Annotated in this window: 19 protein-coding genes and 3 tRNA genes; 4 read left to right on the top strand and 18 right to left on the bottom strand. The window is 55.5% G+C overall.

Features of this window, described 5'->3' with window-relative positions; all coding sequences use genetic code 11:
- Nucleotides 1-106: 106 nt before the first annotated feature.
- The 14 genes from rlmB to nnr form a co-directional block, all read right to left on the bottom strand.
- Nucleotides 107-838, bottom strand: a complete 732-nt coding sequence (gene rlmB, locus KGP16_RS02380) for a 23S rRNA (guanosine(2251)-2'-O)-methyltransferase RlmB (protein ID WP_021179009.1) — start codon at nucleotides 836-838, stop codon at nucleotides 107-109.
- A gap of 59 nt (nucleotides 839-897) precedes the next feature.
- Nucleotides 898-3,417: a ribonuclease R gene (rnr, locus tag KGP16_RS02375; RefSeq protein ID WP_021807551.1), complete on the bottom strand. Its 2,520-nt coding sequence runs from the start codon at nucleotides 3,415-3,417 to the stop codon at nucleotides 898-900.
- A 59-nt stretch (nucleotides 3,418-3,476) separates the two neighbouring features.
- Nucleotides 3,477-3,902 carry a nitric oxide-sensing transcriptional repressor NsrR gene (gene nsrR / locus KGP16_RS02370; RefSeq protein ID WP_024483339.1) on the bottom strand — a complete coding sequence of 142 codons (426 nt, stop codon included), beginning with the start codon at nucleotides 3,900-3,902 and terminating at the stop codon, nucleotides 3,477-3,479.
- Between the two features lie 219 nt (nucleotides 3,903-4,121).
- Nucleotides 4,122-5,420: an adenylosuccinate synthase gene (locus KGP16_RS02365; RefSeq protein ID WP_218519951.1), complete on the bottom strand. Its 1,299-nt coding sequence runs from the start codon at nucleotides 5,418-5,420 to the stop codon at nucleotides 4,122-4,124.
- Nucleotides 5,421-5,517: 97 nt separating this feature from the next.
- A complete protein-coding gene (locus tag KGP16_RS02360; protein WP_021179005.1) occupies nucleotides 5,518-5,718 on the bottom strand; it encodes a DUF2065 domain-containing protein in 201 nt (66 codons plus the stop codon).
- A 106-nt stretch (nucleotides 5,719-5,824) separates the two neighbouring features.
- The gene (gene hflC / locus KGP16_RS02355; RefSeq protein ID WP_021807553.1) at nucleotides 5,825-6,835 is read right to left on the bottom strand and encodes a protease modulator HflC; all 1,011 of its coding nucleotides are present in this window, start codon (nucleotides 6,833-6,835) and stop codon (nucleotides 5,825-5,827) included.
- Between the two features lie 3 nt (nucleotides 6,836-6,838).
- Complete coding sequence (gene hflK / locus KGP16_RS02350; protein ID WP_059199522.1) at nucleotides 6,839-8,107, bottom strand: FtsH protease activity modulator HflK; 1,269 nt, start codon at nucleotides 8,105-8,107, stop codon at nucleotides 6,839-6,841.
- Between the two features lie 92 nt (nucleotides 8,108-8,199).
- Nucleotides 8,200-9,480, bottom strand: coding sequence for a ribosome rescue GTPase HflX (gene hflX / locus KGP16_RS02345; RefSeq protein ID WP_021807555.1), 1,281 nt, complete (start codon nucleotides 9,478-9,480; stop codon nucleotides 8,200-8,202).
- A 98-nt stretch (nucleotides 9,481-9,578) separates the two neighbouring features.
- Nucleotides 9,579-9,890, bottom strand: coding sequence for an RNA chaperone Hfq (gene hfq / locus KGP16_RS02340; RefSeq protein WP_021179001.1), 312 nt, complete (start codon nucleotides 9,888-9,890; stop codon nucleotides 9,579-9,581).
- 114 nt (nucleotides 9,891-10,004) lie between these two features.
- The gene (miaA, locus tag KGP16_RS02335) at nucleotides 10,005-10,946 is read right to left on the bottom strand and encodes a tRNA (adenosine(37)-N6)-dimethylallyltransferase MiaA (protein WP_223500767.1); all 942 of its coding nucleotides are present in this window, start codon (nucleotides 10,944-10,946) and stop codon (nucleotides 10,005-10,007) included.
- Nucleotides 10,939-12,801, bottom strand: coding sequence for a DNA mismatch repair endonuclease MutL (mutL, locus tag KGP16_RS02330; protein ID WP_094982809.1), 1,863 nt, complete (start codon nucleotides 12,799-12,801; stop codon nucleotides 10,939-10,941). Before mutL ends, miaA begins: the two co-directional genes overlap by 8 nt.
- Nucleotides 12,802-12,829: 28 nt before the next feature.
- Complete coding sequence (gene amiB / locus KGP16_RS02325) at nucleotides 12,830-14,572, bottom strand: N-acetylmuramoyl-L-alanine amidase AmiB (RefSeq protein WP_021807558.1); 1,743 nt, start codon at nucleotides 14,570-14,572, stop codon at nucleotides 12,830-12,832.
- 7 nt (nucleotides 14,573-14,579) lie between these two features.
- Nucleotides 14,580-15,050, bottom strand: a complete 471-nt coding sequence (tsaE, locus tag KGP16_RS02320; RefSeq protein WP_021178997.1) for a tRNA (adenosine(37)-N6)-threonylcarbamoyltransferase complex ATPase subunit type 1 TsaE — start codon at nucleotides 15,048-15,050, stop codon at nucleotides 14,580-14,582.
- 10 nt (nucleotides 15,051-15,060) lie between these two features.
- The gene (gene nnr, locus KGP16_RS02315; RefSeq protein WP_223500766.1) at nucleotides 15,061-16,575 is read right to left on the bottom strand and encodes a bifunctional ADP-dependent NAD(P)H-hydrate dehydratase/NAD(P)H-hydrate epimerase; all 1,515 of its coding nucleotides are present in this window, start codon (nucleotides 16,573-16,575) and stop codon (nucleotides 15,061-15,063) included.
- Between nnr and queG the strand changes: the two genes are divergently transcribed.
- Nucleotides 16,574-17,713 (top strand): tRNA epoxyqueuosine(34) reductase QueG, encoded by a 1,140-nt coding sequence (gene queG, locus KGP16_RS02310; RefSeq protein ID WP_059199518.1) that lies wholly within the window; start codon nucleotides 16,574-16,576, stop codon nucleotides 17,711-17,713. The genes nnr and queG overlap by 2 nt on opposite strands.
- Nucleotides 17,714-18,001: 288 nt before the next feature.
- Here the strand turns inward: queG and KGP16_RS02305 are convergent.
- From KGP16_RS02305 to KGP16_RS02290, 4 genes are all read right to left on the bottom strand, one after another.
- Nucleotides 18,002-18,077, bottom strand: a tRNA-Gly gene (locus KGP16_RS02305).
- A 55-nt stretch (nucleotides 18,078-18,132) separates the two neighbouring features.
- Nucleotides 18,133-18,208, bottom strand: a tRNA-Gly gene (locus tag KGP16_RS02300).
- Between the two features lie 64 nt (nucleotides 18,209-18,272).
- A tRNA-Gly gene (locus tag KGP16_RS02295) sits at nucleotides 18,273-18,348 on the bottom strand.
- Nucleotides 18,349-18,581: 233 nt separating this feature from the next.
- On the bottom strand, nucleotides 18,582-19,400 hold the full coding sequence (locus KGP16_RS02290; RefSeq protein WP_021807562.1) for a helix-turn-helix domain-containing protein: 819 nt from the start codon (nucleotides 19,398-19,400) through the stop codon (nucleotides 18,582-18,584).
- Between the two features lie 102 nt (nucleotides 19,401-19,502).
- Here KGP16_RS02290 and KGP16_RS02285 point away from each other — a divergent pair, with 102 nt between their 5' ends.
- Genes KGP16_RS02285 through KGP16_RS02275 form a run of 3 tightly spaced genes read left to right on the top strand, consistent with a single transcriptional unit; the run spans nucleotide 19,503 to nucleotide 22,641 of the window.
- Entirely contained in the window at nucleotides 19,503-20,669 is a 1,167-nt protein-coding gene (locus KGP16_RS02285) for an efflux RND transporter periplasmic adaptor subunit (protein ID WP_223500765.1), read from the top strand.
- Entirely contained in the window at nucleotides 20,666-22,192 is a 1,527-nt protein-coding gene (locus tag KGP16_RS02280) for a DHA2 family efflux MFS transporter permease subunit (protein ID WP_223500764.1), read from the top strand. The genes KGP16_RS02285 and KGP16_RS02280 overlap by 4 nt, the downstream gene beginning before the upstream one ends.
- 38 nt (nucleotides 22,193-22,230) lie before the next feature.
- On the top strand, nucleotides 22,231-22,641 hold the full coding sequence (locus tag KGP16_RS02275) for a hypothetical protein (RefSeq protein ID WP_223500763.1): 411 nt from the start codon (nucleotides 22,231-22,233) through the stop codon (nucleotides 22,639-22,641).
- Nucleotides 22,642-22,744 lie beyond the last annotated feature (103 nt).

Raw genomic sequence — 22,744 nt, 5'->3', positions numbered from 1 at the left:
AACGCTTCAGGGGTAATTATGGTCATTAGCCGGATTTCTGCCGCTGGCGGGATCACAAGATAGGAGATTAGAGGTAGGGGTGACAGGTTTCACCCCTATTAAATCATCAGCTGCGCTGACGCACCGCTTCAAACAGACAGACACCGGTCGCTACCGAGACGTTCAACGAGGAAACCGTACCGGCCATCGGAATGCTGATCAGTTCGTCGCAATGTTCACGGGTCAAACGACGCATACCTTCACCTTCCGCGCCCATCACCAGCGCCATCGGGCCGGTCATTTTGCTTTGATACAGCGTGTGGTCGGCTTCACCCGCCGTGCCCACGATCCAGATATTCATCTCTTGCAGCAAACGCAGGGTACGAGCCAGGTTGGTGACGGTGATCAGTGGGACGTTCTCGGCCGCACCACAGGCCACTTTCTTCGCCGTTGCGTTCAGTTGAGCTGAGCGATCGCGTGGGACGATCACCGCATGGACACCGGCAGCATCGGCACTACGCAGACAAGCCCCCAGGTTATGGGGATCGGTAACGCCGTCCAGCACCAGCAGGAATGGTGTTTCAACGCTTTCCAGCAGCCCAGGCAGATCGTTCTCCTGATATTTCCGCCCTTCACGCACCCGCGCAATAATGCCCTGGTGGACGGCCCCTTCGACCTTCTCATCCAGCCATTGGCGGTTAGCCACCTGGATCACAATACCGGTCGCTTCCAGCTCGGCAATCAAAGGCTGCAAGCGACGATCGTCACGCCCCTTGAGAATAAACACTTCCAGGAAACGTTGTGGATCGTTGTCTAGCAGGGCTTTGACAGCGTGAATACCGTAGATAATTTCGCTCATGATGCTCTTTTAACTGTGCGGCCGGGGGTGCCCGGCCGGGGATAATAACGTGCGGCAGGTTAACCCTGCTCGGCACCTTTCTTCTTGCTGGCACGCTTGGCTTTGGTCGCGGCCGCTATCTTTTTGGTTTTGTCAGACGCTTTTTTGGCTTTCGCCTTCGGATCGGTTTTCGCTTTCGCCTTCGGGTCTGGCTTCACCTTGTCTGCGGGTTTGGCCTTGGCCCCCTCTTTTTTACGGAAGGCGCTGTCTGGCTCAAAGTTGGCAGGCGTCTTGCCGCCACGGCGTTTACGTTGAGCCTGACTACGGCCCGCTCCGGCACCGTCGCGCAGCGTACGCTGGCCGCCATTCTTGGCACGTTCGCGCTCGGTTTTGCCTTCACCACGCGGTTTGCGGGTGCTGGAAACCAGGGCGAAGTCGATCTTGCGTTCGTCCATATGCACGGCCTCAACGCGGATCTCCACCGTATCCCCCAGGCGATAAACCATGCCGGAAGATTCGCCGATCAGACGCTGGCCGATATTATCGTAGCGATAGTAATCGTTATCCAGCGTGGACACGTGTACCAGACCATCGATAAACAGATCGCTCAGGCGGACGAAGAAACCAAAGCCGGTGACGCTGGCAATAACGCCGCTAAACACTTCACCGACGTGATCCTGCATAAAGTCGCACTTCAGCCAGTCCGCCACGTTACGCGTAGCTTCATCGGCACGGCGCTCGGTCATCGAGCAGTGCATACCCAGTTGCAGCATCTCTTCCAGATCGCTGTGCCAGCCTCCGGTTGGCGTCCAACGCTCTTTCTGTTCACCTTGCTCTTTCGCCAGCACGTACTTGATGGCGCGATGCAACGACAGATCCGGGTAACGACGGATCGGCGAAGTAAAGTGACCATAAGAGGCCAACGCCAGGCCGAAGTGACCACGGTTTTCCGGATCGTAGATCGCCTGTTTCATCGAACGCAGTAGCATGGTTTGCAGCATTTCGCGGTCCGGGCGTTCCGATACTTCGTCCATCAAAGTGGCGTAATCTTTTGGCTGCGGCTTCAGGCCTCCACCCAGGGTCAGGCCCAGTTCGCTCAACACGCTGCGCAATGCGGAAATGTGATCGTCGCTTGGGCGATCGTGCACGCGGAACAGCGCAGGTTCGTTATGCTTCTCAACAAAGCGTGCCGCCGCAACGTTCGCCATGATCATGCACTCTTCGATCAGTTTGTGCGCGTCATTACGTACCGTTGGCTCTACGCGCTCAATACGGCGCTCGGCGTTGAAGATAAACTTGGCTTCTTCGGTTTCGAAGGCAATACCACCGCGTTCGGCACGAGCCTGATCCAGCACTTTATACAACGCATGCAGCTCCTGCAGGTGTTTGACCAACGGATGATACTGCTCGCGCAGCTCCTGATCGCCCTGCAAGATATGCCAGACCTTAGTGTAGGTTAAGCGCGCATGGGAGCTCATTACCGCTTCGTAGAATTTAAACGAAGACAGACGGCCCGATGCGGAGATCGTCATCTCACTCACCATACACAGGCGGTCTACCTGCGGGTTGAGCGAGCACAGGCCGTTGGAAAGCACTTCCGGCAGCATTGGTACCACTTCCGACGGGAAGTAGACTGAGGTGCCACGGCTACGGGCTTCGTCATCCAACGCCGTGCGAGGGCGCACATAGTAGCTGACATCTGCAATCGCGACCCACAGGCGCCAGCCGCCACCGCGTTTCTTCTCGCAGTACACGGCATCATCGAAATCGCGGGCATCTTCGCCATCAATGGTGACCAGCGGCAGGTGACGCAGATCCACACGCCCTTTCTTGGCGGCCTCCGGCACCTGCTCACTGAGGTCGGCAACCTGCTTCTCCACCTGAGGTGGCCAGGTATGCGGGATCTCATGGGTACGCAATGCGATATCCACCGCCATGCTGGTGCCCATTTTATCGCCCAGGATCTCGACGATTTTGCCCACGGCTTTGGTGCGGCGCGTTGGGCGCTGGGTCAGCTCGACCACCACCATAAAGCCCATCCGCGCTCCGCTGACCGAGTCGGCAGGGATCAGAATATCGAAGCTCAGGCGGCCGTCATCCGGCACCACGAAGCCGGTACCGGCATCGGTGAAGTAGCGACCAACAATCTGGCTGGTTTTAGGCACCAGGACGCGCACGATACGCGCTTCGCGGCGGCCTTTGCGGTCTTCGCCCAGCGGTTGAGCCAACACCACATCACCGTGGATGGCCATTTTCATTTGCTCGGCGGAGAGATAAAGGTCGTCTTTACGCCCTTCAACCCGCAAGAAGCCGAAGCCATCGCGGTGGCCGATCACCGTGCCACGCAGCAGGTCCAGACGTTCCGGCAGGGCATAGCACTGGCGGCGGGTAAAGACCAACTGGCCATCACGCTCCATCGCACGCAGGCGACGGCGCAGGGCTTCCAGCGCTTCTTCGCCGGATAAGTTCAGTTCATTGCCCAACTCTTCGCGGCTGGCTGGCGTTTCACGTTTCGCCAAATGGGCCAGAATAAATTCGCGGCTAGGAATTGGGGATTCATATTTTTCTGCTTCTCGTTCCAGGAATGGATCTTGTGACATTGAGGTTCCTCCGTTGTCATCAGCAGGGTGTCGCTGAGCCTTGTCTTCTCAGTAACGCTTTATTCGACAAGCAAAAGCTTGTAGAGCGGTGAATTGTCTTCGACCATGTCGGCCAATGTGTGACTATCCAGCTCCTCAAGGAAATTCTTTACCGCCTGCTGGAGCACTTGCTTCAAACGGCAGGCTGGGGTGATATGACAAAAATCGCTGCTGCAGTTAACCAACGAAAGCGGCTCCAGCGCCCGCACCACGTCGCCAATACGGATGCTTTCAGCCGGTTTACCCAAGCGTATACCGCCGTTTTTACCCCGCACGGCGGTGACAAAGCCTTCACGGCTCAGCTGATTGATAATTTTTACCATATGGTTACGGGAAACCCCGTACACCTCCGTAACTTCAGAGATGCTGGTCATTTTGTCCGCAGGCAATGATGCCATGTAGATCAATGCCCGTAGGCCATAGTCAGTAAAACTTGTTAACTGCACGTTTACCTCTGGGTATCTGCCGATTTTCGGCGATTTTCTTTACTATCTTATTGGATGATAAACCAGCCGGAGAGTTCGCAGCTAATTATTTAGCGCATAGGTGACTCTCAACCGGAGCAACGAAGGGATTTTGTGAGGTGAAAACGCCATCGGGGAGGATACATGAGGCAAACAAACCGGGACTTGGCCCGGTTTGTTTGATGACAGTAGGTAAACAGATTATGCGTCGAACGGATCGCGCAGGATCATGGTTTCGCTACGGTCTGGGCCAGTAGAGATGATATCTACCGGTACATCAGTCAGCTCTTCGATGCGTTTGATGTAGTTCAGCGCTGCCTGTGGCAGTTTGCTGTAGTCTTTCACACCAAACGTCGTTTCGCTCCAGCCCGGCATGCTTTCGTAGATTGGCTCGATACCTTCCCAACCTTCAGCAGCCAGCGGCGTGGTGGTCATTTCGCGGCCGTCCGGCATGCGATAGCCCACACAGATCTTCACTTCTTTCAGGCCGTCCAGCACGTCCAGCTTGGTCAGGCAGAAGCCAGACAGGGAGTTGATCTGCACGGCACGGCGAACGGCAACCGCATCCAGCCAGCCGGTACGACGGCGACGGCCAGTGGTAGCACCAAACTCATTACCCTGTTTGCACAGGTATTCGCCGGTTTCGTCGAACAGTTCGGTTGGGAACGGACCTGCACCTACACGGGTAGAATAGGCTTTCACGATGCCCAGCACGTAGTCCACGTAACGTGGGCCAATGCCAGAACCGGTTGCTACGCCACCCGCGGTGGTGTTGGAAGAAGTCACGTACGGATAAGTACCGTGGTCGATATCCAGCAGCGTACCCTGTGCACCTTCGAACATGATCAGATCGCCACGCTTGCGCGCACCGTCCAGCAGTTCGGAGACGTCTACTACCATCCCGGTCAGGATATCGGCAATCGACAGCACATAGTCAAGGGTGGTCTGGTAATCGACGGCTTCTACTTTGTAGTAGTTAACCAGTTGGAAGTTATGGTAATCGATGATGTCTTTCAGCTTGGTAGCGAAGGTGGCTTTATCGAACAGGTCACCAACGCGCAGACCGCGACGGGCAACTTTGTCTTCGTAAGCCGGGCCGATACCACGGCCGGTGGTGCCGATGGCTTTGGCACCACGCGCTTTCTCACGCGCATTATCCAGAGCGACGTGATAAGGCAGGATCAGCGGGCAGGCTTCAGACAGTAACAGACGTTCGCGTACCGGGATGCCGCGCGCTTCGAGTTCACCCATTTCCTTCATCAACGCGTCTGGGGCCAGAACCACACCGTTGCCGATGACGCTGGTCACGTTTTCACGCAGGATACCTGAAGGAATTAAATGAAGAACGGTTTTTTCACCGTTGATAACCAGAGTGTGGCCAGCGTTATGGCCACCTTGGTAGCGCACAACATATTGAGCCCGTTCAGTCAGCAGGTCTACGACCTTACCCTTACCTTCGTCACCCCATTGGGTGCCCAGTACGACGACGTTCTTACCCATTTTAAAATCACCAGGTTGCTTAAAAATGGATTCTACCACCCTAATTCTTCAGTTTCAGCACTTTTAGCATACGATTGCGTACTTTTTCGGCTAAACTTTAAACCCCCGTGTGTGCACGCAACATGTAGTAGATCACACAGCCTGCAACCACTAATCCCCCACCAAAACGCCGCAGCGTAGCATCGGGTAGTTGCGACATTGTCTGAACCATTTTACGCCAAGCCTGTGGGAACAACATCGGCCCCAGCCCTTCCAGCACCAAAACCAACCCAAGCGCCAGCCAGATTGTCGAATTCATCCTTCCCCCAAAAAAAGAAAGGCCCGCGTTTAAACGGGCCTTGGTTCTACCCCTGCTGTTTCAAACCATGGCCTGAAAGCTATCGGGGATCGCCATCATGCTGACGTTATCTGTTGCGCGTAGCAACCGGCGACTTCATGTAGCGGAAGAAATCGCTGTCCGGGCTCAGCACCAACACGTCCTGGTTGCCAGGGCCGAAGCTGGTTTCATAAGCACGCAGGCTACGGATGAAAGCATAGAAATCCGGATCCTGACTAAAGGCATCAGCAAACAGTTTAGCTGCTTCCGCATCGCCCGCACCGCGGGTGATACGCGCCTGACGCTCGGCTTCCGCGATGGTACGGGTCACTTCGTAGTCGGCGGTGGCTTTGAGCTTCTCAGCCTCTTCCTTACCTTGTGAACGGTGACGACGGGCTACCGCCTCACGCTCTGCACGCATACGCTGGAAGATCGCATCGGACACTTCCGCAGGCAGGTTGATCTGCTTGATACGCACGTCCACCACTTCAATACCCAGTGCCGCCATGCTGTTCGGGTTAACCGCTGGCTGTTTGCCATTGGTTTCACGCTCAACACGGGCTGCAGCAGAAGCAATAGCGTCATCGGCTTCGGTAGCGGCGGCTTCTTCGCCGTCACCCACGGTACCGGTGTTCAACGCATCACGCACGTCTGCCATCAGACGGCCACGGGAGTCGGTCACGATATCACGCACGTCCAAACGGCCAATCTCGGAACGCAGACGGTCGTTGAACTTGCGTTTCAGCAGCAGTTCCGCCTGAGAAACGTCACCACCACCGGTGGCCAGGTAGTAGCGGCTGAAATCACTGATACGCCATTTCAGATAGGAGTCGACGATCAGGTCTTTCTTCTCGCTGGTCACGAAGCGATCGGCCTGGTTGTCCATGGTCTGGATACGAGCATCCAGCATTTTCACGGTTTCAATAAACGGGATCTTGAAGTGCAGACCCGGTGCATAAACCAGCGGTTTGTTTTCGCTGTCGCGCAGGACTTTACTGAAACGCAGCACGATGCCGCGCTCGCCTTCCTGAACCACAAACATTGAGGCGTAAAGGGCTACCAACACCACCGCGAGGATAACTATGAAAGACTTACGCATTGATTATTCTCTCCCTACGCGTGTGTTGTCGCTACGCTGCGCATTAGCCCGGCGTTGGTCCATGATGGAACCACTGCTGGAACTGCTGGTGCTCGCCTCCGATGAAGGAGCCGAGGCTGGCGCAGGGGCGAGAAGGTTCTGCCCGGCATCTTTGCTGCCTTCGGTAGCCGACTTACCGGCACCGCGCAGCATCTGATCCAGTGGCAGCACCATCAGATTGTTATTGCCTTTATTGTCTGCCACCAACACCTTACGGGTGTGGCTCAGCACTTTTTCCATGGTTTCGAGGTACAGACGCTCACGGGTAATTTCCGGTGCGGCTTTGTACTCCGGCAACAGCTTGGCGAAACGAGCAACCTCACCCTGGGCTTCCAGAACGGTCTGGGCCTGGTAGGCGCGCGCATTTTCCAGCAGGCGCTGTGCAGCACCGTTGGCACGCGGCTGGACTTCGTTGGCGTAAGCTTCTGCTTCACGAATGGATTGCTGCTCGTTCTCACGTGCGGCGATCGCATCATCAAACGCGGCTTTCACCTCTTCCGGCGGACGTGCAGCCTGGAAGTTGACGTCCAGCAGAGTGATACCCATTTTGTACGGACGGATGGTATCTTCCAGTACACGCTGAGTGTCGCTACGGACGATGGTACGGCCTTCGGTCAGGATCTTGTCCATGGTGTATTTACCGATAACACCACGCAATGCGCTGTCTGTAGCCTGTCTCAGGCTGTCGTTGGCATCGGTTACGCTGAACAGATAGGCTGCCGGATCGGAAACGCGGTACTGCACGTTCATCTCGACACGCACCACGTTCTCATCGGAAGTCAGCATCACACCGGACGCGGACAGGTCACGGACCGACTCCACGTTAACCGGGCGAACCTGATCGATAAACGTCGGTTTCCAGTTCAGACCTGGCTGCACCAGATGGCTAAATTTACCAAAGCGAGTGACTACACCACGCTCGGCTTCTTTGATGGTATAGAAACCGCTGGCGGCCCAGATCACCACCACCGCAACCGCAGCGATGCCGACAATCTTGCCACTGAAGCCCGGCCCGATTGAACCCGTGCCACCGCCGTTATTGCCGTTGGAACCTTTGCCACCGCCGGTCAGGCTGCTCAATTTCTTGCTCAGCTTGCGGAAGATATCGTCTAAATCCGGTGGCCCTTGATCGCGACCGCCTTTATTGTTACCGCCAGAGTTGCCGCCATTATTATTGCTGCTCCCCCACGGGTCGCGGTCCTGTCCGTTATTACCGGGCTGATTCCACGCCATGTTTTAGCTCCATTATTCTGTGATTGGGTACTTCAGGCTAATGCTTAGCCCACTCTTCTATTGAGCGGGCACACAAATGTAACAGGATATGATCATACGATAAAGTTAATCAGTTCCTGTTCCTGCTTGCAGAGGCGACGCCACTCCACGATCGGCATACGCACCACCACGCCGATACTGCCGTCCTCTTCATTCCACTCTTTTTCGATCGCCTGAAGCTGGTAGAAACGGCTACGAAGACGGCCTGCCTGTGGCGGTAAGCGCAGCTCAAAATGCGCGATTTCCCCCGATAAGCGCTCCGTCAACGCCTGAAATAGCAACGGGATACCTTCACCGCTGGCGGCGGACAGCCACACTCGGATCGGTAAATTTTCCTCGTTGCGATCGATACGCGGGACAAAATCATCCAGCATATCTATTTTGTTCATCACTAACAGTGTAGGGATCTCATCCGACTCAATCTCTGCCAACACGGAGTTCACCGCTTCAATGTTTTCATCCACCCGGGTATCCGCAGCGTCGATCACATGTAACAACAGAGAGGCCTGGCGCGTCTCTTGCAGTGTCGCTTTGAACGCGGCAACAAGATCGTGCGGCAAGTGCCGGATAAAGCCTACGGTATCCGCCAACACGGTATCGCCTACGTCCGCCACGTCAATACGCCGCAGGGTAGGATCCAGGGTGGCAAATAGCTGGTCCGCCACATACACTCCGGCAGACGTAATTCGGTTAAACAGGGTTGATTTGCCTGCGTTGGTGTAACCCACCAGCGATACGGTTGGCACATCGGCACGGGTACGCGCTCGTCGCCCTTGATCGCGCTGCTTCTCTACGCGCTCAAGGCGGCGCAGAATCAGACTGATGCGATCGCGTAGCAGACGACGGTCAGTTTCTAACTGAGTCTCCCCCGGCCCGCGTAGGCCAATCCCCCCTTTCTGACGTTCAAGGTGAGTCCAACCACGAACCAGACGAGTGGCAATATGACGCAATTGCGCCAACTCTACCTGCAGCTTACCTTCATGGGTACGGGCACGCTGGGCAAAGATGTCGAGAATCAACCCGGTGCGATCGATCACCCGGCATTCACACAGGCGTTCGAGATTTCTCTCCTGCGCTGCGGAAAGGGCGTGATCAAACAGGACAACAGACGCGCCGCTGGCTTTCACCGCATCTGCAATTTCTTCGGCCTTTCCTTCACCGACAAAGTATTTTGGGTGAGGTGCTTTGCGGCTACCAGTAACCACTTGCAAAGCCTCAACGCCCGCAGAGGACACCAGCGATTCGAACTCACTGAGATCTTCTGTATCTTTGTCTTGCGAGAAATAGATATGAACCAGGACGGCCTGCTCACCGGCTTCATAACGGTCAAACAAGCGTGCAACCTCTCAAACGGAACAAAACCGCGAGTTTGGGGGACATAAACAGCACTGCGCTGCTTATGCTCCCCGTCATGGTTGACTCGCAACGCGCTTTATTCAGCGTCATCGCTTTCCTGCTGCGGCTGTTGCGGCGCAGACGGGTTGTTACCATGGTGATAATTGCTGGTGCCGCCGCTGCTCGGGGTGTTGCTGTGGTGCGATACCGGGCGCGATGGAACAACGGTAGAGATAGCGTGCTTATAAACCATCTGGCTCACCGTGTTCTTCAACAGGATGACAAACTGGTCAAAAGACTCAATCTGGCCTTGCAGCTTAATACCATTCACCAAATAAATAGAAACCGGAACACGTTCACGACGCAATGCGTTCAGGAACGGATCTTGCAAAGATTGCCCCTTAGCCATTCTATCTTTTCCTTATTTGTTTGTTGTTTTTAACCAAGAACCTGTCGGCTCAAAATAAACGACCTAAAAAAATTTGCGCGCTGAATACTCATCAATTGTACACAATCACTCAACCTATGCACTAACAACCTGTGTTACCGAGTCTAAAGCCTCTCCCGGCTTTTCACTGTCCAACCACCGAACCGACTCCCAACCCCGTAACCAGGTCATCTGGCGTTTGGCCAACTGACGTGTTGCGCAAATACCTCGAAAAACCATCTCATCGTAACTAATCTCGCCAGAAAAATATGACCACATCTGGCGATAACCGACACAGCGAATGGAAGGCAAATCCGTATGCAAATCACCCCGTGCAAAAAGTGCACGCGCTTCCGCCTCAAAACCCGCCGCCAACATCTGATTGAACCGCAGCTCGATACGTTGATGCAACAACTCCCGGCTGACTGGCGCTATCGCAAATTGGTGAACATGATACGGCAACGATTCACCCGAAATTTTAGTCAGTTCAGTTAAAGTTTTACCCGAAATCAAAAAAACTTCCAGTGCTCTGGAGAGTCTCTGTGGATCATTCGGATGAATACGTAAGGCTGCAACCGGGTCTATCGCCTGCAATTGGCGGTGCAAAGCCTCCCAACCAAGCTCCGCCGCCTGCTGCTCAATCTGCTCGCGTACTGCGGGATCGGCAGAGGGTAATGGCGATAACCCTTCCAGTAACGCCTTAAAATAAAGCATTGTGCCCCCCACCAACAGCGGAATACGTCCGGCGGCAGTAATATCAGCCATTTCCCGCAACGCATCGGCACGAAAATCGGCCGCCGAGTACGCTTGCGCAGGATCGCGGATATCAATCAACCGGTGTGGTGCCAGGGCAAGCTCTTCCGCCGAAGGCTTGGCGGTTCCAATATCCATACCGCGATAAATCAGGGCGGAATCGACACTGATCAGTTCGACGGGCAAGCGCTCACGCAGCGCCATCGCCAAGGCGGTTTTGCCTGAGGCCGTTGGCCCCATGATAAAAATGGCTGGGGGACGAGAGTTCATTTCAATGTCAGTCATGCTTAAGCGCTGCCAATGCAGCCTGCAAATCAACGGGTTGTAAAAGAGCGGCAGGAGGGGATTTGACCAGTTGCGGGCAAAGTCGTTCAACTTCTGTCAACAATTGTATCGCTTGCGAGCTGTTCCACACTTCGTGTTCGCTGCCTAATTGGCTGGCGATCCAGATGGATAGCACCGTTGGCGACATCTCCTGATGTTCGGCCAGATAGCCTAACAGCTCGGGTATCAACTTTTGTAAATTTTGTTGGCGTAATGGTAAAGGTACTGCGCGCAACGTCACACGACCGTGATCGGATTGCAGCTCCAACCCCATTTTGACCAGCAGTGCCTGATGTTGCACGCAGGCGGCCGCTTCATTTTTATTCAACGTCAGCTTAATCGGGATCAGCAGCGGCTGCGGCCGTAATCCCTCTTCCGGCGGGCAAAGCTGCGCCTGACGCAGCCAACGTTCGGCCATGGTCAGATTCAGTAACGCCAACTGCTGACGCTGTTCAACCAGCGCATAGCTCGGCGGGCAAATCATCAGAACGCGGCCAAAACTGTGCTGACTACCAGCGAGCGGGGTTTCCTGCACGGCGTTAACCGGCGGGAACAGCGGCTGTTTTACCGTATCTGCTGGCGGTGTCGCCTGCAACAGCTTGCCATACAGCTCACCTTCACGCTTTTGGTAACCCGCACCGGCCTGATAGGCTGGCTGCGGGGCTCGTTCACGGGCAGCGGAGGGCTCTGCAGGCTGACGTTCACGCTGTGGCGCAGGCTGGGAGAAGTGGTTGCCACCGGCAGCAACGCGGTTCTCCGGCTGCCAGACGGGAGCCTCCTGCGCAGCGGACTCTTCAGCCAATGGCAGCGCGACATTACCCGCCTGCTGCAACACCGTGGTAACCGCCTGGTAGATAAAATCATGTACCAGCCGAGCCTGATGAAAACGCACCTCATGCTTGGCCGGATGAACGTTGACATCCACCTGATGCGGATCCACTTCCAGATACAGCACATAGGCAGGCAGTTGATCGTCTTTCAACTGATCCTGATACGCCTGACGAATGGCATGATTAATCAGCCGATCGCGCATCATCCGGCTGTTGACGTAGCAATACTGCATTTCGCCAAGCTGGCGTGCCCCTTGCGGATCCGCCACCCAGCCGCGGATGCTGAGATCGCCATGCTGCCAGGAAATCGCCAACGCATGCTGCAAGAAGGCGGGGCCACAAATGCTGGCCAGACGCCGCTCATGCTGGCTTTCTTCTTTTGCCGCGCGGTACTGACGCATTAGCTTGCCGTTATGGCTGAGGTTGATCGCCACATCGAAACGCGCCAGCGCAATGCGCCGTACCACTTCGTCGATATGACCAAATTCGGTTTTTTCGGTGCGCATGAATTTGCGCCGTGCGGGGGTGTTGTAGAACAGATCGAGCACTTCGAGCGTGCTGCCCACCGGATGAGCTGCCGGTTTGACGGTGACCGCCTGATCGCGCCCTTCCGCGTAGGCTTGCCAGGCTTCGCTCTGTTCCGCCGTGCGTGAGGTCAACATCAGGCGTGACACCGAGCTGATACTGGCCAACGCTTCGCCGCGAAAGCCCAGGCTGACTATGGCCTCCAGATCGTCAAGCGTACTGATTTTACTGGTGGCATGGCGCGCCAGGGCCAAGGCCAGGTCGGCTTTGGCAATGCCGCAGCCGTTATCACGGATACGGATCAGTTTGGCCCCGCCGCGTTCGATATCAATATCAATCCGCGTTGCCCCGGCATCCAGGCTGTTTTCTACCAGCTCTTTGACTACCGACGCAGGCCGTTCGACCACTTCTCCGGCGGCAATCTGGTTGGCTAGCTGTGGCGGTAACACCTGGATAGGCATGGGGCTCCCTCTGTTGTTGGCATCAGGCCTACGGAATGATCAGCGTCCGATCCAGCGGCGCAACATCCGACTTTAATTTGTTAACCCGTTTAAGCTCGCTGACGCTGACGCCATATTTCGCGGCGATGGATGACAGCGTATCACCGCGAGTCACCTTATGTTTGCTCGGTTTAGCGCTTTTTGCCTTGGCCTTGGCCTGAGCCGGTGCTGCCGCCGTTTTCCCGGCAGGGACCTTCAGACGCTGGCCAACCCAGACGCCATCTTTTTTCAGTTTGTTCAGCTCACGTAGCGCCGCCATGCTGGTGCCATAACTATCGGCAATGCCGGAAAGCGTTTCCGCCCGCTTCACCACATGGATCTGCGTTTTTCCTACGCTGGCGCTGCTTCTGGCCGGGCTGGTCACCGGCTCAGGCTGTCTGAGATCGTCTGTCGTGGAGTTAACCGCCGCTGCGACGTCCAGCGGGCGGTTTTCCACCTTTGGGTCGGCTTGTAGCGGATGCGCCAGGAAATAACTGCGCAGGCCGTTGTGGATCGCCCGTGCAATTTTATCCTGATATGCGCTACTGCCCAGCAGTCGCTCCTCCGTGCTATTACTGATAAACCCGGTTTCCACCAGTAAAGATGGAATATCCGGTGAACGCAGCACTCCCAGGCTGGCGTGTTCCGGACGGCGTTTGTGCAATGAACCTACGACCTGTAACTGCTGTAATACCTTGACGGCTACGTCATAACCGACGCGCTGCGAATGACCGAACTGCAGATCCAGCACCGCCTGACTCAGATAAGGGTCGGCCTGGCTATTGGCCAACAGATCGCCCGCACCGCCCAGCAGTTCGGACTGTTTCTCGTGCTGTTCCAACCAACCGGCCATCTCGCTGTTAGCCCGGCGATTGGACAATACCCAAACCGAAGCCCCTTTGGCGCTACGATTCGGCGCGGCATCCGCGTGGATGGACACCAACACGTTGGCCCCCTGCTTGCGCGCCACATCAGAACGGCCCATCACCGAAATAAAGTAATCCCCGTTACGCGTCATCACCGCTTTGAACATCGGATCGGCATCCAACAACGCACGCAGACGATGCGCGATAGCAATGGTGACGTTTTTCTCTTTCAGACCGTTTGGCCCGATAGCGCCAGGATCCTGTCCACCATGGCCGGCGTCGATCGCCACCACCACCCGATCGCCAGAACCGGCGGACACCCGGCTGCTACGTGGGGTAATGCTGGTTGCTGTGCCTGATACCGCAGCCGACTTCGGAGTAAATGGATTGGCGCTACTTGACGTGACCGGCGCCTTACGCACTGGCTCACTCACCACCGGCACAGGCACAGGAACTGGTGCCTTACGAACGGTGTTAGTCGCCGTCCTGGCTTCTGAGGTGATGGTGAAGACGACGATGTAACTGTTACCCTCTTGACGCGTCGCTACACGGGTTTTGGCACGTTGGGTTAAATCAAACACCAAGCGTACGCTTTGCGCATTTTTCGGCTGACTGGAACGAATTCTTTTTACCAGGTTCTGGCCGCTGAAGTTCAACGGTAGGCCGCCCACCTTGCCAGTTTGGGTAACGTCCAGCACCACCCGATCCGGGCCATGTAACGTGGCGAAGGTATACTCCGGAGGGCCAGTAAAGCTCACTGACACCGTGGCTTCACGCTGAGCATTGGTCACTTTGACGTCGGAGAGGGACGATGCCGCCCAGGCACCAAACGGCCCCAGCAGCGCAAGCAAGGCAATTACAGCAAATCTTCTTAACCCATACATCATTGCTGCGTCATCCTTGTTGCCTCTGGATACTTTCTAATAATTGTTCGCCATAGGCGGAAACCGCCTGGAGCTTCGCCTGACGCCCTTCGTCTTGGTAACTGAGATGCAGTTCCAGATCGGGATCGGGCAGCACGCCGGTACCCTGCTGCGGCCACTCCACCAGGCAAATCGAGTCCTGGGCAAAATAGTCGCGGATACCCATAAATTCGAGTTCTTCCGGATCGGCCAAGCGATAAAGATCAAAGTGATAGACCGCCAGCGGTTGCAGCGCATAAGGTTCCACCAGCGTATAGGTTGGGCTTTTCACATTGCCCTGATGGCCTAACGCCTGCAGAAAGCCGCGGCTGAAGGTGGTTTTACCGGCACCCAAATCCCCATAAAGATAAATCACGCTGGCACGATCGCATGCCTGGGCCAAGACGGCCCCCAGTGCGACTGTGGCTGCCTCATCCGGCAGCGGTAAAACGAGTTCTTTCATTCGATAATGTCTATTTTGCCAACTCAGGGTTAACGTAATAAGGGATCACCGCCAGCAGATCGGTGGCCAGTAATCCCCTTGTTCCTTGTTTTGCAGCAACCTGATCTGCCGCTGCGCCGTGCACTACGCAGCCCGCGCAGGCAGCATCATACAGCGGTAGCTTTTGCGCCAGCAAACCGCCAATGATACCCGACAGCACATCTCCCATGCCACCGGATGCCATGCCAGCATTGCCAACGTCGGCGATCGCCACCTGTCCATGCTCATCGGCGATCAAGGTACCTGCGCCTTTCAGCACCACAACGCCGCCGTATTGCGCGACCAACCTGCGGGTTGCAAGTAAGCGATCACTCTCAATATCAGCGGTGCGGCAGCTCAATAATCGCGCGGCTTCACCAGGATGCGGGGTAATAATACGATTCTGACGCTTCTCGGGGTGTAATGCCAGTAAGTTAAGCGCATCAGCGTCCCATAATGTTGGTTTATCACTGGCTTGCAGCTGTTGCAACGCGTTGCGGCCCCAATCGCCCTGGCCAAGCCCCGGGCCAATCACGACCACATCGGCCCAGTCCAGCGCCTGTTGCAGGATATCATTACTCAGGCGTTGCACCATCAACTCAGGCCGGGCGGTCAGCAGCGGCCCAATGTTCTCACTGTGAGTAAGCACTCGCACTAGCCCTGCCCCAGTACGCAGTGCGGCTTCTGCTGCCATGCGGATGGCTCCGCCAAAACCGTGATCGCCCCCCACCAGCAGTAAACGACCATGCTCCCCTTTATGAGAACAAGGGCGGCGAGGCTTCAGCCATCTACCCAAATCGTCAGCCGTAAGACGCTCGATTTGCAGGGACTGTGTTGCCAGCCAATCCGCTAATCCTAGCGTACTGTAATGCAGTTGCCCCACCCAATCACGCGCCTGCCCGGTCAGCAACCCTGGTTTGAGTGCAATAAAAGTCAGCGTAAGGGCCGCACGGATCGAGACTCCCGGCACGGCTCCGCTTTCAGCCAGCAGGCCAGAAGGGATATCCAGAGCAACCACTGGCGCCTCGGCTCGGTTGGCCGCTTCGATCAGGGCATCATAGGGCGCTCTGGGGGCCGCCCCCAATCCGGTGCCTAATAAACCATCAATGATGAGATCGACAGCCTCTGGCCAACGGCTGGTCGCGGGCAGGACTTCTCCGCCACTTGCCAACCAGGCTTGCCGGGCGTTGGCAGCCTCTGGTGGCAATGGACGAACGCCTTCGCAGGCAATCAGCGTCACCTTGATACCCGCCGCACGGGCCAGACGAGCAACCACGTAACCATCGCCACCGTTATTGCCATGCCCACACAGCACCAGCCAATGCCTGCTGGCCGGATACCGGTCGCACGCCAGCTGGTAAGCCGCCGCACCGGCACGCTCCATTAACGAATACAAGGAGAGACCCAGCGTTGCGGCAGCAGCAGGTTCTGCCTGGCGGATCCAGTCTGCAGACCAAACAGAGTGTGGTAAACTGGAACAGTATTGTTTCTCACTATGGCCCGTCATGACACACCCCCTCGATCTCGATCAACTAGCCCAACATATCAAGCAATGGGGGCAATCGCTAGGATTCCAGCAGGTGGGGATCTGCGATACCGATCTCAGCGCGGAAGAACCCCGATTGCAGGCGTGGCTGGATAAGCAATACCACGGCGAGATGGAGTGGATGGCACGTCACGGCATGATGCGCGCGCGGCCACATGAATTATTGCCCGGCACACTGCGGGTGATCAGCGTGCGCATGAACTATCTCCCCGCGAAAGCCGCGTTCGCCAGTACGTTAAAAAACCCGCAGCTGGGCTACGTTAGCCGTTATGCGCTGGGGCGTGATTATCACAAGCTACTGCGCCAGCGGCTAAAAAAACTCGGCGATCAAATCCAGGCTTACTGCGGTGAACTGAATTTCCGGCCCTTTGTGGACTCGGCCCCCATCATGGAGCGAGCCTTGGCCTCAAAAGCCGGCATCGGCTGGGTTGGTAAACACTCACTGATCCTCAACCGCGACGCCGGTTCCTGGTTTTTCCTGGGCGAGTTGTTAATCGATCTGCCCCTGCCGGTGGATAAGCCGCAGGAAGAGCAGTGTGGCCGCTGTGTCGCCTGCATCACCACTTGCCCCACCGGTGCGATAGTTGCCCCTTACACCGTCGATGCCCGGCGCTGCATCTCCTATCTGACCATCGAGCTGGAAGGTGCTATTCCAGAAGAATTCCGCCCTCTGATGGGCAATAGAATCTACGGCTGCGACGATTGCCAGCTCATTTGCCCGTGGAACCGCTTCTCGCAGTTGACGGATGAAGACGATTTCAGCCCTCGCGCTGCGCTGCATGCCCCGCAACTGATCGAGCTGTTTGGCTGGAATGAGGAGAAGTTTCTCCGTATCACCGAAGGCTCTGCCATCCGACGTATCGGCCATTTGCGCTGGTTACGCAATATCGCGGTAGCACTCGGCAACGCCCCTTATCTGGATCAGATCGTTATCAGCTTGCAGACCCGGCAGGGTCAGGATCCGATGCTGGACGAGCATATCAGTTGGGCACTGGCTCAACAGCTTGCACGCCGTGAAGCCCTGGCGGTTGAGGTGCAGACGATGCAGAAAAAACGTTTAATTCGGGCGGTCGAGAAAGGATTACCGAGGGATGCCTAGAAAACCCTCAGACTCTCCCTGTGGATTTGTGCATAAAAATAAAAATGCGTTGTCTTTCAAGCGTCACAAAAAGAGCAAGTGATCGAGATAACGTTTTATAAGAAATAAATATTGATTATTATCAATAAGATATAAATTTCATTTGTGAGGCGTTGCATTTTTGCACAGAAGGTATTATGTACAGGATCTGTGGATAACTCTGTTCACAACCTATTTTCTGAGTATGTATAACTGAAAGAAAGTCACACCAGAAGCGGCGTAGGATTGAATCTAAACTGGAGATAAATTTGGAGCGGGAAACGAGACTCGAACTCGCGACCCCGACCTTGGCAAGGTCGTGCTCTACCAACTGAGCTATTCCCGCATTGATATGCTTGAAGCATCCGGCCAACAATGAACAACATGGCCTTTGAAATTTTTGGAGCGGGAAACGAGACTCGAACTCGCGACCCCGACCTTGGCAAGGTCGTGCTCTACCAACTGAGCTATTCCCGCGTCGCATGGGTGTTACTTTAACTACTTTTTCTTCATCATGCTACATCAGCAGCATTTTTGAAGTTGGAGCGGGAAACGAGACTCGAACTCGCGACCCCGACCTTGGCAAGGTCGTGCTCTACCAACTGAGCTATTCCCGCCCGGCGTAACGATGGTGAATGAAACGAAATTCTTCATCGGTACGGGGTGCGCATTATACGAGAAATCCTTTTCGCCGCAAGCCCCTGAAAGCAAAAAAACGCGAATTTTGTCTGATTGCTGCTTTAAGCACCGAAATGGTGAATTTTCATGCCAGGATAGGTAAAAACCTGCTTTGCGGGCAACCAAGGTCAGGATTTGATCTCTCATCACGGTGAACAACCAATGGTCCGAATCACAGCGACTTGCGCTTGGAGAAATAATGGGCGGGAGAATCGCCGAAACACCGTCTAAACATCGCAATAAAGTTGCTGGGGGTCGCGTACCCCAAGGCATCCGCAATACTGCTCACAGGCATACCATTAGCCAACATTTCCAACGCGTGAGACAACCTTGCCTGTTGACGCCATTGTGCAAAGCTGTTGCCCGTCTCGGCCATAAACAATCGCGATAGGGTGCTGGGGGAAAGCCCTCCCCAAGCCGCCCAGGCTTGCAAGGTTCTGGTGTTATCAGGCTCGGCGAGGATCGCATTGGTGATCCGTAACAAGCGCCGGTCGGTAGGCATTCTCAAATGCAGCGGCTGATGGGGCGAACGCCGGATTTCATCCAACAACACCGCAATCATCCGCTCCTGTTCAACCTGCAAAGTCTCTTCAAACGACCAAGACACCGCACGGCGTACTAGCGCATTCATCAACTCACTGATGCCAATCACGCAGGGTTGGTCGGGCAAGTCTTTGCTCGCATCAGGCGTAATCAGCACCGTCCAGCCGCTCATGACGCCGCTGATGCTGACCTTGTGCGGCTCGTGTGAGGGTATCCAGCCAGCGCGGTTCGGGGGTAACAGCCAGGATCCCTGCCTGGTGCGAACATGCAACAAGCCGTTCTCCACGCAGAACAACTGCCCCCGCAAATGATGGTGCCAATCGTATTCGCGCGTCCCCAGACAAAACTCAAGCCCCGGATCGTCTTCACCCCACATAGCGATGAGTGAAGGGCCATCGGCTCGTTCACTGAGGTCGGAGGGATGGTTGGCAAGCACCGCTACCGTCATGATTGTTTCTCATTGTTTTTAGCCTAAATAACGTTACCCAACTTTTCGTCAATTGTCCATTATTCATACATTCTCCGCTCATTGACCAACCAGAGGCCCCTAATGAATGACGTTAAGACCCCTTCCCCCACCCCTGCCAAAAGTAAACGCCCTTGGCTGCTGTATTTACTGGGGGCAGCCTGTCTGCTTGCCGCTATTCTCTGGGGGGGATGGTATGGCATGTATGGCCGCTGGTATGCCAGCACCGATAACGCCTATGTTGAGGGTGATGTCGTACAGGTCACGCCACAGTTTCATGGCACCGTGGTGTCCATCAACGCCGATGATGGTGAATTGGTGTTCGCTGGCGATACGCTGGTTGTGCTCGATCCTGGTGACAGCCAACTGGCACTGGACAATGCCAAGGCCCATCTGGCCAACGTGGTGCGCAAAGTACGTGGTTTGTATAGTGCGGTCAGCGGTGCCAAGGCCGAAATCGCTGTCCGCCAGGCCACGCTGGACAAAGCACGCGCCGATTACCAACGACGCCGCGCACTCACCCTTTCTCATGCCATCTCCAAAGAGGAGTTAGCCCATGCCAACAACGCTTTTCTGGAGGCACAGAGCGCGCTGGACGCTATCGAGCAACAGTACCAGCAAACTCTCTCATTAGTTGATAACACCAGCCTGACTTCGCACCCAGAAGTACTGGCAGCGATAGCGGCATTGCGTGTCGCTTACCTCGATCGCTCACGCACCACCATCGTCTCCCCGGTCACAGGGTATGTCGCCAAACGCAAGGTGCAGTTGGGACAGCGGGTACAGCCAGGCGAAGCGCTGATGGCCGTCGTGCCGCTGGATAAAGTCTGGGTCGAGGCTAATTTCACTGAAGCTCAACTGCGTGATATTCGCATCGATCAGCCAGTAGAGATCTATGCCGATGTCTATGGCAAAACCATACGCTATAACGGCCAAGTTCAGAACCTGGGTATTGGAACCGGTGCCGCATTCGCGCTGCTGCCAGCACAAAATGCAACGGGGAATTGGATCAAGATCGTTCAGCGTGTACCGGTACGGATCTCCCTCACTCAGCCCGAGCAACTCATTAGCCACCCGCTACGCATTGGCTTGTCCATGCAGGTCAATGTGGATGTGCATGACCGCAGCGGTGCGTTATTAGCTCAACGCTCGCCAGAGCCCTTGCTGGCGACAGATGTCTATCTTGATCAACTGAGTCAATCAGACGCCTTGATCGAACAGATCGTTAAGGCCAACGGAGGGGACATATGAGCTCCTCTATCCCTGCCCAGGATTTCCGTCCGCCCAGCGTCAACTGGACCACCTTTGGCCTGGCTCTGGCGGTATTTATGTACGTGCTTGATGGCACTATCGCCAACGTGTCCTTGCCGACCATCGCCGGTAATCTGGGAGCCAGCAGTAGCCAGAGCGCCTGGGTGATCACCAGTTTTGCCGCCAGCAACGCGATTGCCTTGCCACTCACCGGTTTTCTGGTACGTCGTATTGGCCAACTGCGGCTGTTTCTCTGGTCAATGGGATTGTTCACTGCCGCTTCATTAGCGTGCGGAATGGCCATCAATATGGAAATGTTAATTCTCTGTCGCGTGTTACAAGGAGCGGTGGCCGGGCCACTGATCCCGACGACCCAAGCGCTGATGTTGTCGATTTATCCGCCGGAAAAACGGGGTTATGCGCTGTCGATGATCGCCATGGTCACCGTGGTCGCTCCGGTTGCAGGCCCTTTGCTCGGCGGGTGGATCACCGATTATTACTCCTGGCGCTGGACCTTCCTGATCAATATTCCCGTCGGCATTTTTGCCTGCACGCTGGTTGCCAGCCAAATGCATGGTCGCCCCGAGAGCACCCAGCGTGCCAAGGTGGATCGAGTTGGCCTAGTCGCGTTGATCCTGGGGGTTGGAGCACTCCAGATCTTGCTGGATAAAGGCAACGAAGAGGATTGGTTCAACTCTACCCAGATCGTCGTGCTGGCTATCGTTGCCGTGGTCAGCTTACTGTTTTTTGTGATCTGGGAACTGACCGACTCACAGCCGATCGTCAATTTGCAGCTATTTCGTCATCGCAATTTCCGGGTGGGTACGCTTGCGCTGATCGGTGCCTATTCCGCGTTTTACGCTACCAACGTCATCATGCCACTTTGGCTACAGCGCACCTTGGGCTACACCCCCATCTGGGCGGGGTTGGCTGTCGCTCCCATGGGGATCTTGCCGCTGCTACTGATGCCCTTTATGGGCAAATATGCGCCGCGTTTCAACATGCGCTGGCTGGTGTGCGGGGCTTTCATCCTGCTAGCTACGGCCTCTTACCTGCGCTCAGGCTTTGTCATTGAGATTGATTTCCAGCATATCGCGCTGATCCAACTGTTACAGGGGTTGGGGCTGGCCCTGTTTATCATGCCGATCAACGCCATCCTGCTCTCCGACCTCAAGCCAGACGAGATCGCGGCTGGCTCAGGGCTGGCCACTTTTATGCGTACGCTGGGTGCCAGCCTGGCGGTCTCCATCACCACCCTGATGTGGGATCGCCGTGCGATTTCCCATCACGCCCAATTAGGCGAGTCCCTGACGGCCTACGATCAAGACACTCACCAGGCGGTCGCGACTTTAGGGCAGGGCCAGGCGCAGCTAGGCTATAAACGGCTGAATAGCCTGCTCTCCGAGCAGGCCACACAGATCGCCTTCAATGATATTTCTTATGCGCTGGCTGGCGTATTTCTGTTAGCCATCGTGCTGGTTTGGTTTGCCAAACCGCCTTTTGTGCCTAAAGCCAAAGCATAGTCATCATCCCATTCACCTTAATAGACAGAGGAATCACCATGACACTGAGTTCACAACGCTTTACCGTCTACGACATTCGACAATTCCCTTTGGTGATCATGCGTAACCAGGCCATCGTGCCTGGTTACACCAAACGGTGGGAAGAGGAACTCAATAGCCTGATCGCTCAAGCTCTCCCCTTCGTGATCGTTTTCCCCCCCAATCGCCCTAAAGAAGAAAGCAATGACGATCGCAAATGCCGTATGCGCTGGTTCAAAGCGAACAAGGAAAAGTTTGGCAGCATCTGCCGCGCCCTGATTAGCGTCGAACCTGTTGCTAAAGAGCGTGAACAACAAATGGCTCATGCCAAAGAAATGATGAAGTTTTTCGGCACCCCGCTGGCAACAGCGGCAACCCTGGAAGAGGCGCTGACATTAGGTGAAAAGTTGATGAGTGCTGATAACCGTTAGCGCATTTTTCGGCGCTGTCGGGTGTCAGTCTCGCTGAATCTCCCAACAGCGTCGAAATAGGGCGACACAGTGATTCGCTAATATGGCCAAAATTCATTATTTT

Source organism: Serratia sp. JSRIV006 (assembly GCF_019968685.1).
Classification (GTDB): domain Bacteria; phylum Pseudomonadota; class Gammaproteobacteria; order Enterobacterales; family Enterobacteriaceae; genus Chania; species Chania fonticola_B.
This window is presented reverse-complemented; position numbering and strand designations above follow the sequence as displayed.

What these genes read in the sequence shown, in the direction of transcription:
- hflK (WP_059199522.1), bottom strand. Translation starts at nt 8,107, where the DNA reads ATGGCGTGGAATCAGCCCGGTAATAACGGACAGGACCGCGACCCGTGG.
- tsaE (WP_021178997.1), bottom strand. Translation starts at nt 15,050, where the DNA reads ATGAAAGAACTCGTTTTACCGCTGCCGGATGAGGCAGCCACAGTCGCA.
- queG (WP_059199518.1), top strand. Translation starts at nt 16,574, where the DNA reads ATGACACACCCCCTCGATCTCGATCAACTAGCCCAACATATCAAGCAA.
- KGP16_RS02275 (WP_223500763.1), top strand. Translation starts at nt 22,231, where the DNA reads ATGACACTGAGTTCACAACGCTTTACCGTCTACGACATTCGACAATTC.
- miaA (WP_223500767.1), bottom strand. Translation starts at nt 10,946, where the DNA reads ATGACTGACATTGAAATGAACTCTCGTCCCCCAGCCATTTTTATCATG.
- mutL (WP_094982809.1), bottom strand. Translation starts at nt 12,801, where the DNA reads ATGCCTATCCAGGTGTTACCGCCACAGCTAGCCAACCAGATTGCCGCC.
- KGP16_RS02365 (WP_218519951.1), bottom strand. Translation starts at nt 5,420, where the DNA reads ATGGGTAAGAACGTCGTCGTACTGGGCACCCAATGGGGTGACGAAGGT.
- KGP16_RS02290 (WP_021807562.1), bottom strand. Translation starts at nt 19,400, where the DNA reads ATGACGGTAGCGGTGCTTGCCAACCATCCCTCCGACCTCAGTGAACGA.
- hfq (WP_021179001.1), bottom strand. Translation starts at nt 9,890, where the DNA reads ATGGCTAAGGGGCAATCTTTGCAAGATCCGTTCCTGAACGCATTGCGT.
- rnr (WP_021807551.1), bottom strand. Translation starts at nt 3,417, where the DNA reads ATGTCACAAGATCCATTCCTGGAACGAGAAGCAGAAAAATATGAATCC.
- amiB (WP_021807558.1), bottom strand. Translation starts at nt 14,572, where the DNA reads ATGATGTATGGGTTAAGAAGATTTGCTGTAATTGCCTTGCTTGCGCTG.
- KGP16_RS02280 (WP_223500764.1), top strand. Translation starts at nt 20,666, where the DNA reads ATGAGCTCCTCTATCCCTGCCCAGGATTTCCGTCCGCCCAGCGTCAAC.
- KGP16_RS02360 (WP_021179005.1), bottom strand. Translation starts at nt 5,718, where the DNA reads ATGAATTCGACAATCTGGCTGGCGCTTGGGTTGGTTTTGGTGCTGGAA.
- rlmB (WP_021179009.1), bottom strand. Translation starts at nt 838, where the DNA reads ATGAGCGAAATTATCTACGGTATTCACGCTGTCAAAGCCCTGCTAGAC.
- nnr (WP_223500766.1), bottom strand. Translation starts at nt 16,575, where the DNA reads ATGACGGGCCATAGTGAGAAACAATACTGTTCCAGTTTACCACACTCT.
- KGP16_RS02285 (WP_223500765.1), top strand. Translation starts at nt 19,503, where the DNA reads ATGAATGACGTTAAGACCCCTTCCCCCACCCCTGCCAAAAGTAAACGC.
- hflC (WP_021807553.1), bottom strand. Translation starts at nt 6,835, where the DNA reads ATGCGTAAGTCTTTCATAGTTATCCTCGCGGTGGTGTTGGTAGCCCTT.